The organism is Brevundimonas sp., from assembly GCF_036400995.1.
Lineage (GTDB): Bacteria > Pseudomonadota > Alphaproteobacteria > Caulobacterales > Caulobacteraceae > Brevundimonas.
In genome coordinates this window covers 1-9,150 of sequence record NZ_DASWWG010000092.1, presented here as the reverse complement: position 1 = coordinate 9,150, position 9,150 = coordinate 1, and the positions used below count along the sequence as shown (strand labels likewise).

10 protein-coding genes and 1 tRNA gene are annotated in these 9,150 nt (G+C 69.0%); 8 read left to right on the top strand and 3 right to left on the bottom strand.

What is annotated here, in order from left to right; all coding sequences use genetic code 11:
* On the top strand, positions 1-556 hold a 556-nt coding region (locus VGE03_RS13085), incomplete at its 5' end, for a transglutaminase-like cysteine peptidase (protein WP_331046914.1).
* A 55-nt stretch (positions 557-611) separates the two neighbouring features.
* Here the strand turns inward: VGE03_RS13085 and VGE03_RS13080 are convergent.
* Positions 612-688, bottom strand: a tRNA-Arg gene (locus VGE03_RS13080).
* Between the two features lie 297 nt (positions 689-985).
* On the opposite strand from VGE03_RS13080, the gene VGE03_RS13075 reads away from it, so the two are divergent.
* Positions 986-3,478 (top strand): helicase-related protein, encoded by a 2,493-nt coding sequence (locus tag VGE03_RS13075; protein ID WP_331046913.1) that lies wholly within the window; start codon positions 986-988, stop codon positions 3,476-3,478.
* The gene (locus tag VGE03_RS13070) at positions 3,475-3,756 is read left to right on the top strand and encodes an RNA-binding S4 domain-containing protein (RefSeq protein ID WP_331046912.1); all 282 of its coding nucleotides are present in this window, start codon (positions 3,475-3,477) and stop codon (positions 3,754-3,756) included. Before VGE03_RS13075 ends, VGE03_RS13070 begins: the two co-directional genes overlap by 4 nt.
* Here VGE03_RS13070 and VGE03_RS13065 read toward each other — a convergent pair.
* On the bottom strand, positions 3,740-4,369 hold the full coding sequence (locus VGE03_RS13065) for a YceI family protein (RefSeq protein ID WP_331046911.1): 630 nt from the start codon (positions 4,367-4,369) through the stop codon (positions 3,740-3,742). The two genes, VGE03_RS13070 and VGE03_RS13065, sit on opposite strands and share 17 nt — an antisense overlap.
* Before the next feature lie 151 nt (positions 4,370-4,520).
* On the opposite strand from VGE03_RS13065, the gene fdxA reads away from it, so the two are divergent.
* From fdxA to VGE03_RS13050, 3 genes are all read left to right on the top strand, one after another.
* Positions 4,521-4,862: a ferredoxin FdxA gene (gene fdxA, locus VGE03_RS13060; RefSeq protein ID WP_331046910.1), complete on the top strand. Its 342-nt coding sequence runs from the start codon at positions 4,521-4,523 to the stop codon at positions 4,860-4,862.
* A gap of 341 nt (positions 4,863-5,203) precedes the next feature.
* Positions 5,204-5,743: a CarD family transcriptional regulator gene (locus tag VGE03_RS13055; RefSeq protein WP_331046909.1), complete on the top strand. Its 540-nt coding sequence runs from the start codon at positions 5,204-5,206 to the stop codon at positions 5,741-5,743.
* 129 nt (positions 5,744-5,872) lie between these two features.
* On the top strand, positions 5,873-6,817 hold the full coding sequence (locus tag VGE03_RS13050; protein ID WP_331046908.1) for a DUF808 domain-containing protein: 945 nt from the start codon (positions 5,873-5,875) through the stop codon (positions 6,815-6,817).
* 59 nt (positions 6,818-6,876) lie between these two features.
* On the opposite strand, the gene VGE03_RS13045 is transcribed toward VGE03_RS13050, so the two are convergent.
* On the bottom strand, positions 6,877-7,338 hold the full coding sequence (locus VGE03_RS13045; RefSeq protein WP_331046907.1) for a DUF3617 domain-containing protein: 462 nt from the start codon (positions 7,336-7,338) through the stop codon (positions 6,877-6,879).
* 199 nt (positions 7,339-7,537) lie between these two features.
* On the opposite strand from VGE03_RS13045, the gene rpmB reads away from it, so the two are divergent.
* Positions 7,538-7,834, top strand: coding sequence for a 50S ribosomal protein L28 (gene rpmB / locus VGE03_RS13040; protein WP_141627585.1), 297 nt, complete (start codon positions 7,538-7,540; stop codon positions 7,832-7,834).
* A 111-nt stretch (positions 7,835-7,945) separates the two neighbouring features.
* On the top strand, positions 7,946-9,150 hold a 1,205-nt coding region (locus VGE03_RS13035), incomplete at its 3' end, for a M1 family metallopeptidase (RefSeq protein ID WP_331046906.1).

The following is a 9,150-nucleotide window of genomic DNA, read 5'->3' as shown; positions in this document are numbered from 1 at the left end:
GCTGCAGCAACTCAAGGCCGTCAATCGCGGCGTCAACGCCCTGACCTATGTCGCGGACACCGAGAACTGGAGTCAGGCCGACTACTGGGCGACGCCCCAGGAAATGCTGGCGCGAGGCGGCGACTGCGAGGACTTCGCCACGACGAAATATTTCGCCCTGCTCCGGCTGGGCTTCGCCGCGGCCGATCTGCGCGTCGCCGTGGTGTGGGACCGGATCGACCGTGAGCAGCACGCGGTGTTGCTGGCGCGGACCGGCGACCGGACCCTGGTCCTCGACAACAAGCGCGCCGACCTGACGCCCCTCGCCGCCGTCGCCGACCGCTATCAGCTGCTCTATTCACTGGAAGACGGGCGCATTCGCCTTCCCCTTCAGGTCGAGGCCGCCCCGATGGCGAACGAGACCGCCCGCGGCCGCAGCCAGATCATCAACGGCGGCCGGACGCTGGTGATGCAGATCCAGCCCCGGCGACGCGGCTCGCGTCCCGACCCCACGCTTCCGCCGTCGCCGCGGTTTGAAATGGCCCTGGCCGAGACCTCGGCGCCCGCCGGGCGATAGTCGCCATCCGTATACGGACGATCCGCAAGGCCGACGCGGACTTCGGAAGGCGAGATGGCGACCCCGGGAGGACTCCAACCTCCGACCTCGGCTTTAGGAAAGCCTTGCTCTATGCAGCTGAGCTACGGGGCCTCGCTGGCGTGACCTAGCCGAGCGCTCGCGGTTCTGGAAGCCGGGCGGCGCACAATTGCCGATCGCGCCGGAGGAACCGTCGTCGGGCCGCGAGCGCGGCCGCGAATCGGTTGTGGTTAATCCGCGTTAAGATACAATATCTTGTAGGGAACAAACCCCGAATTGGGCCGTGTCAGCGATTCGGTCCTGATTCGTTTCGCCCCTGTTCCGCTTCCTGAAGCGTCGCTGTTTAGAACTCGGCGGTCGGCAATGGTTCCGCTTGAGGAACCCGCCGCGAAACGCCACCTTTTCAGGATCATGAGCGACCGAGGCACAGGTCAGGCGCCCTCGCGGGTCACCGCGGTTCTGGGGCCCACCAACACCGGCAAGACCCACCTGGCGGTCGAGCGGATGCTCGGCCACGCCTCGGGGATGATCGGCCTGCCCCTGCGGCTGCTGGCGCGCGAGATCTACGATCGCATCGTCAAGCGGCGGGGCGCGGCCGCCGTGGCCCTGGTCACCGGCGAGGAGAAGATCGTCCCGCCGCGCGCCGTCTATTTCGTCTGCACCGTCGAGGCCATGCCGATGGAGCGCTCGGTCGAGTTCCTGGCCATCGACGAGATCCAGCTGGTCGCCGACCCCGAACGGGGCCACGTCTTCACCGAACGGCTGCTGCACGCCCGAGGGCGGTTCGAGACCATGTTCCTCGGCGCCGGGACCATGGCCCCGCTGATCCGCGCGCTGGTCCCCGACGTCGAGATCGTCCAGCGCCCCCGCCTGTCGACCCTGGCCTACGCCGGCTCGAAGAAGCTGACCCGCCTGCCGCCCCGCTCGGCCATCGTCGCCTTCTCCACCGACCAGGTCTACGCCATCGCCGAACTGATCCGGCGCCAGCGCGGCGGCGCCGCCGTGGTCATGGGCTCCCTCAGCCCGCGCACCCGCAACGCCCAGGTCGAGTTGTTCCAGTCGGGCGAGGTCGACTTCCTCGTCGCCACCGACGCCATCGGCATGGGCCTGAACATGGACGTCGATCACGTGGCCTTCGCCGGCCTGCGCAAGTTCGACGGCCGCCGCACCCGCTGGCTTCACGCCCACGAGATCGGGCAGATCGCCGGCCGCGCCGGCCGCCATCTGCGCAACGGAACCTTCGGCGTCACCGGCGAGGCGCTGGAGCTCGACCCAGACGTGGTCGAACAGGTGGTCGAGCACCGGTTCGATCCCGTGGAGGCGGCCGAGTGGCGCAACGCCCGTCTCGACTTCGACAGCCTGAACGACCTGTTGCGCTCGCTGGTCGCCACGCCCGGCGCCTTCGGCCTGCGCCTGACCCAGGCGGCGCTGGACGAGACCTTGCTCCGTAGACTGATCAAGGACCCGGAGGTCGCCCGCATCGGCCGCTCTCGCGGGGCGATCATGCGCCTGTGGGAGGCGTGCCAGCTGCCCGACTTCCAGAAGACCACCCTGGACGAACACGCGCGTCTGGCCCGCGACATCTTTCAGGCCCTGACCGGCAAGCGCGGTCGTCTGACCGCGGACTGGGCCGCCCCGCGCTTCGCCGCGCGGGATCGCGACGACGGCCAGATCGACCAGCTGTCTGCACGGCTGAGCGGCGTGGGCACCCTCAGCTACATCGCCCAGCGACCGGACTGGCTGGACCAGCCCCAGGTCTGGCGGGACCGGACCAAGGCGCTGGAGGAACGACTGTCCGACGTGCTTCATGAGCGCCTCACCGCCCGCTTCGTCGATCGCCGCACCACCGCCCTGATGCAGGCCCTGAACGTGCGCGGCGACGCGGTGGCGCAGGTCGAGGCCGAGACCGGCGAAGTCATCGTCGAGGGTCACGCCGTGGGCCATCTGACCGGCATCGACTTCCGCATCGACAAGGGCTCCTCGGCGCTGGAGGACCGCGCCCTGCGCCACGCCGCGCGGCAGGCGGTGACTCCGGAGATCGCCAGACGACTGGGCCAGCTGGCCGCCGAGCCGGACGAGGCCTTTTCCGTCACGCCGGACGGATCGGTCCTGTGGCGCGGCGCCCAGACGGCCGTCATCACCGGCGGCGAACCCTTCGCCCCGAAGATCAGGCTGCTGGGCGATCTCGGCGCCGTGGCCGCGCGCGAACGGGCGGCCAAGCGTCTGGAGGCCTGGCTGGCGGGCGAGTCCGGCCGCGCCCTGCGCCCCCTGCGCCGCCTGAAGACCGTCATCGAGAACGGCACGCTGAAGGGCCTGCCGCGCGGCCTCGCCTTCCGCCTGCTGGAAGCCGGCGGGATCATCGACCGACGCGAGGTCGAACGGGATCTGGCCGCCCTGTCCCAGGCGGAGCGTCGCACGCTGAAGGAATTCGGCATCCGCGTCGGCGCGCACTCCGTCTGGCAGCCTGCCCTGCTGAAGGATCGCGCGCGGACCGTGGCCCAGGCCTTCATGACGGGCGAGACCTTCCGCCCGAGGCCGACCGGTCTCAGCATCCTGCCGTCTCCGCCGCCGTCGCCCCGCCTGCTGGCCGCCTTCGGCCTGCGCGCCGTCGGCCGCTTCGCCGCCCCGGTGGACCTGCTCGAGGCCCTGTCCGAAAAGCGCGGCAAGGGCGACGGGCGGCTATCTGACAAGGCCCTGCGCGAGCTCGGCGTCACCGGCGAGGAGGCCAACGCCCTTCTGGCCGGGCTCAGGACCGTTCGGGCCCAGCAGCCGGATCGCCCCGGCAAGGCGCCACGGCCGGTGAAGGACTCGCCCTTCGCCGCGCTGGCCGCCCTGACCGCGCCCCAGCCCGCGGCCGCGCCCGTGCGCCGCAAGCGGCCGCGTCGCAAACAGGCCCCGCGGTGAGCGACCTCGCCTGCCGTATCGATGTCTGGCTGTGGCGCGCGCGGTTCGCGAAGACGCGGACGCTGGCGGCGACCATGGTGGAGAAGGGCGCGGTCCGCCTGACCCATCACGGTCAGCAGGTGCGCCTCGACAAGGCCAGCCGCTCGGTCCACCCCGGCGACCGTCTGGTGTTCGCCCTCGGCGGGCGCCTGTTCGATCTCGAGGTTCTGGCCCTCGGCGAACGGCGCGGACCTCCGGAAGAGGCCCGCGCCCTGTACGCGCTTACTGCTGAAGGGTGAACTCGCCCTCGAGGTGCAGCTTCACTTCGTCGCTCAGCCCCATTGGAATGCCGTAGGTGATGCCGAAGTCCGACCGCTTGATGGTCGCCTCGCCGTCGAAGCCGGCCTTGTAGGTGTTGCCCATCGACGGGCCCGCCTGGTTGAACTCGACCTCGATGGTCACCGGGCGGGTCACGCCGCGCAGGGTCAGGTCGCCGACCACGGTCGCTTCATTGGCGTCATCGGCGTCCACGGTCACCGAACGCGAGACGAAGGTCGCGGTGGGATGATTGGCGGTGTCGAAGAAGTCCGCCGTCTGCAGGTGTCCGTTCAGGCCCTGGCTGCCGGTCATCACGTCGGTCAGCGGAATGGTCGCCGTCAGGGTCGAGGCCGACGGGTTCGAGGTGTTCAGGCTCAGTTCGGCCTGCACGTTCACGAACTGGCCGGTGTAGGTCGAGAAGCCCAGATGGCTGACCGACCAGGTGATCTTGCCGTGATCGGAATCCAGCTTGTAGGCGCCGGCGGTGACTTCCGAGGGGACCCGGGTCAGGGCGGCCTGGGCGGCCACGCCGCCGGCGGTGATCAGGGCGACGGCGGCGACGCCGACTGCGGCGTAACGAAGGAGAGGACGCATGGGGAGGCTCCACTATCTGTAAGCGTGCCAGATACTAAATAGCGCCTGAAGCGCGCGCCGCAAGCCTGAAAAGCCGCCATCGGTTGACAGTTGCGCCTGCGGGGGTCATCTGCGCGTCCCGCGCCCCTCACCGAACGCTTGCCTCCCGCCCATGACCTACATCGTCACCGACGCCTGCGTCCGCTGCAAATTCATGGACTGCGTGGAGGTGTGCCCGGTCGACTGCTTCTATGAGGGCGAGAACTTCCTCGTCATCGCCCCGGACGAATGTATCGACTGCGGCGTTTGCGAGCCGGAATGCCCGGTCGACGCCATCGTGCCCGACACCGAGGACGAGCCGGACGGCAAGTGGCTGCAGATCAACGCCGAATACGCCAAGGTCTGGCCGAACATCACGGTGAAGGGCACGCCGCCCGAAGACCGCGAACAGTTCGAGCGCGAGACCGGCAAGTACGAGAAATATTTCTCGACCAAGCCCGGCACGGGCTCCTGACGCCGCCCGCGGGCTGATCCGCGAACGATTCACATCGCGCTGCCCCGTTACGGCGAGGATTTCCAGCCTTCCGTGCGCGGACGCTGTGGACGTTTTGAAATTCCGCAGATTTGTGATACGTTACTGTCATTGGGTCGGGCGGTCTGCGAAAACCTCGCGCCGCCCGCGTTTGCGACAGAATCCCGTCCACGAAGGCGGGATCGGCCAGAGGTTGGGTGATCCGTTTCCGCATTTGACGACCAGACCGACATCTCCGACGGGGCAAGTTTCCGGCGGCTGTCATTCTGTTGTCCGTGCGCCTTCGCCTCTCCCCTCCCGCTGCAGCCGGGAAAGGAAGTGACATGACGAGCAAGACTGGTCTGGAATTCAAGGTTGGCGATGCGGTCGTCTATCCGGCGCACGGCGTCGGCAAGGTGGCGGCCATCGAGACCCAGGAAGTCGCGGGCATGTCGCTGGAGGTCTATGTCGTGACCTTCGACCACGAGAAGATGACCCTGCGCGTCCCGACCAAGAAGGCCAAGACGGCCGGCCTGCGCTCGCTGGCCGCCGACGACGTCGTCACCAAGGCGCTGACCACCCTGAAGGGCCGCGCCCGCGTGAAGCGCACCATGTGGTCGCGTCGCGCCCAGGAATACGAAGCCAAGATCAACTCGGGCGACCTGATCTCGATCGCCGAGGTGGTCCGCGACCTGCACCGCGCCGACAGCCAGCCGGAGCAGTCCTACTCGGAGCGCCAGCTGTACGAGTCGGCCCTGGATCGCATGGCCCGCGAAGTCGCCGCCGCCAACAAGATCGACAAGGACGCCGCCGTCGAGCTGCTGGGCAAGTCGCTCAGCGCCAAGAAGGCCGCCGCCCCGGCCGCCGAGGCCGAAGCCGCCTGATCGACGCGCATCGCTGAACAGACAGAAGGCCCGGGAGCGATCCCGGGCCTTTTGCTTTGGGCGTCCCAATCGACACCCGCCGCGCCATCGCCTACCTCTGGCCCCTCCCCTTATTGCCACGGACACCCCATGCCCTCCGGTCTCATCGCCCTGCTCGACGACGTCGCGGGGATCGCCAAGCTCGCGGCCGCCTCGGTCGATGACGTCAGCGCCGCGGCGGGCAAGGCAGGAGCCAAGGCGGCGGGCGTGGTGATCGACGACGCGGCCGTCACGCCGAAATATGTGACCGGCCTGTCGCCCAGCCGCGAGCTGCCGATCATCGGCAAGATCGCCCTCGGCTCCATCCGCAACAAGCTGCTGCTGATCCTGCCGGTCGCCCTGCTGCTGACCGCCTTCGCGCCATGGGCGCTGACGCCGATCCTGATGCTGGGCGGGACCTACCTCTGTTTCGAGGGGGCCGAGAAGCTGATGGAGATGTTCGGCGGCGGCCATCACGGCGAAGATGAGCCGGTCAGCGACGATCCCGCCCATCTGGAAGCCCGCACCGTCTCCGGCGCCGTGCGGACCGACCTGATCCTGTCGGCCGAGATCATGGTCATCGCCCTGAACGACGTGGCGCACCGGCCGCTGGCCATCCAGGCGGGCGTCCTGCTGGTCGTCGGCCTGGCCATGACCGTGGCGGTCTACGGGGCCGTGGCCCTGATCGTGAAGATGGACGACATCGGCCTGCACATGGTCGAGAAACCCTCGCGCGTCAGCCAGGCGGTCGGCCGGGGACTGGTGAAGGGCATGCCCGTCATCATGTCGGCCCTGTCGGTGATCGGCACCTTCGCCATGCTGTGGGTCGGCGGCGGCATCCTGATGCATGGGGCGCATGAGCTGGGCCTGCACTGGCCGGCGGTCCCGGTCGAGCATCTGGCCCACGCCGTCGCCCATGCGACGGGCCCGGTGGGTCCGGCCCTCGGCTGGCTGGTCACGGTGGTCATCTCGGCCGTCATCGGCGCGATCATCGGCGGCGTGGTCGCCTTCGTCCTGCATCAGATCGGGCGGTTGAAGCCCGGCGCGGCGCACTGACCGACAGCAAAAAGGCCCGGGATCGCTCCCGGGCCTTTTCAATTCCGACGGTCCGCGCCTCAGAAATACTCGGCGTTGGCCGGGCAGTTGGCCGAGATGCGGCGGGCGGTGATCGAGGCAGGCAGATAGGGCGTGCCGCGGGCCAGCTGGGCTCCGCCGCGGAAGGTGAAGCTCTCCCGCTGGTAGGTGCCGTTCAGGCGGACGTTCACGCGCCGGCCGCGCCGGTCGGTGCACGTGCCCTCGAAGCGGGCGTTGCCGTTGCCGACCTGCCGCACCGGATAGGTGCAGGTCCAGCGGCGCGTCGACAGGCCGCCGAAGAAGCGGTTGATCTCGCTGGGCCGCACGCATTTCTGCTCGGTGTCGCGCACGCCCACCGCGCTGGTGGTGTACTCCCAGTAGCCCGGCAGGACGGTGTCCGTGCTCGTCTGGGCCGCGCGCGGCGTCGCCGGGGCGGCCAGCAGCAGGGCGCCGGCGATCGCGGGCACGGTCAGGGCGGCGGCTCGGATCAGGCCAGTCTTCATCTTCGTCCCTCGAAAGTTGGGTCCGTTCATGGGTAGAGGGGATATATGGCCGGAATTGAACGGCGGCTGAACAGCCGGACGCCTTGACGCCCGGCAGACTCTTCCTCTATACGCCCCACCTCTCGCGCTGGACGGTGTCTCGCGCGCACCTGTTTCATTGCGTCTGCGCCCGTCGCGGACCGCTCCGAAGGATAGTCAGATGTCGCGTCGTTGCGAACTCACCGGTATCGGCCCCATGGTCGGCAACAGCGTGAGCCACTCGAACATCAAGACCAAGCGCCGCTTCCTGCCGTCGCTGAAGGCCGTCAAGGTGACCTCGGACGCCCTGGGTCAGACCTTCTCGCTGCGTATCTCGAACGCCGCCCTGCGCACCCTCGACTACAAGGGCGGCCTGGACGCCTTCATCGTCAAGGCCCGCGACGAGCAGCTGTCGGTCGCCGCCCAGCGCATCAAGCGTCAGGTCAAGGCCAAGCTGGCCGAGCAAGCCGCCGCCTAAGCGACGCTGCTGTCAGAGTTCTGAAGAGGCCGGCGGAAACGCCGGCCTTTTTGTTTGCCTGAACGGTCCCGCCCGGCCAGTCTGCCCGCCTGTTCGCCGGGGAGCTGTTCCGTGTCCAAATCCGTCCGCCGCGCCGCCCTTCTGGGCGCCTCGCTCCTGGCCCTGGCGGCCGCCCCGGCCCTGGCCCAGGACGCGCCCGCGACGACCGAAGCGACGGCCGAGGCCACCCGCGAATCGACCGACTTCACCCTCGCCACCGACCAGCCGCGCACCCCCGAGCAGGAGGCCGTGCGCTTCGACCTGGCCGACCTGTCGATCCGGGTGATTCCCGACGAGAAACGCATCGAGGGCGTCGCGGTCCTCGACTTCACCGCCACCGCCCCGCTCAGCGTCCTGCCGCTGGAGCTGGACACCCTGCTGCCCATCTCCTCGGTGCAGGTCGACGGGCGCGAGCTGGAACAGGGCGAGGGCGGCTGGCGCAATCCGGAAGGCCGCCTCTGGATCGACCTGGGCCGCGACCTGGCGCCCGGCGACAAGGTGCGGATCCGCATCGCCTACGCCGGCGCCCCGCGCGTCGCCCCGCGCGCGCCGTGGGACGGCGGCTTCGTCTGGGCCACCACCGTCGACGGCAAGCCGTGGATCGCCACCGCCGTCCAGCCCGAGGGCTGCGACCTGTTCTGGCCCTGCATCGACAGCCCGCTGGCCGAGCCGGGCCGGGTCGACCTGCACATCACCGTCCCGTCCGACCTCGCCGCCCCGTCCAACGGCCGCTTCCTGGGCAAGACCGACCACGGCGACGGCTGGACCACCTGGAACTGGTCGGCCCATCAGCCGAACACCTACGCCATCGCCCTGAACATCGGGCCGTACGACGAGATCACCGCCGACTACCGCAGCCGGTTCGGCAACACGATCAGGCTATCCTACTGGTACCTGCGCACTGACGACGCGGCCAACGTCCGCTCCCTGTTCGCCGAGTTCGCGCCCATGCTGGACTTCTATGAAGCCACCGTCGGCCCCTTCCCCTTCGCCGACGAGAAGATGGGCGTGGTCGAGACCCCGCACCTGGGCATGGAGCACCAGACGCTGAACGCCTACGGCAACGAATACCGGATCAATGAACAGGGCTACGACTGGCTGTTGCAGCACGAGTTCAGCCACGAGTGGTTCGCCAATCAGCTGACCAACTGGAACGCCGCCGACATGTGGCTGCATGAGGGGCTCGGCAGCTATATGCAGCCGCTCTACGCAGGCTGGCTGCGCGGCGAACGGTACATGCACCGTGAACTGGCCAATCAGCGCGACGGGGTGACGAA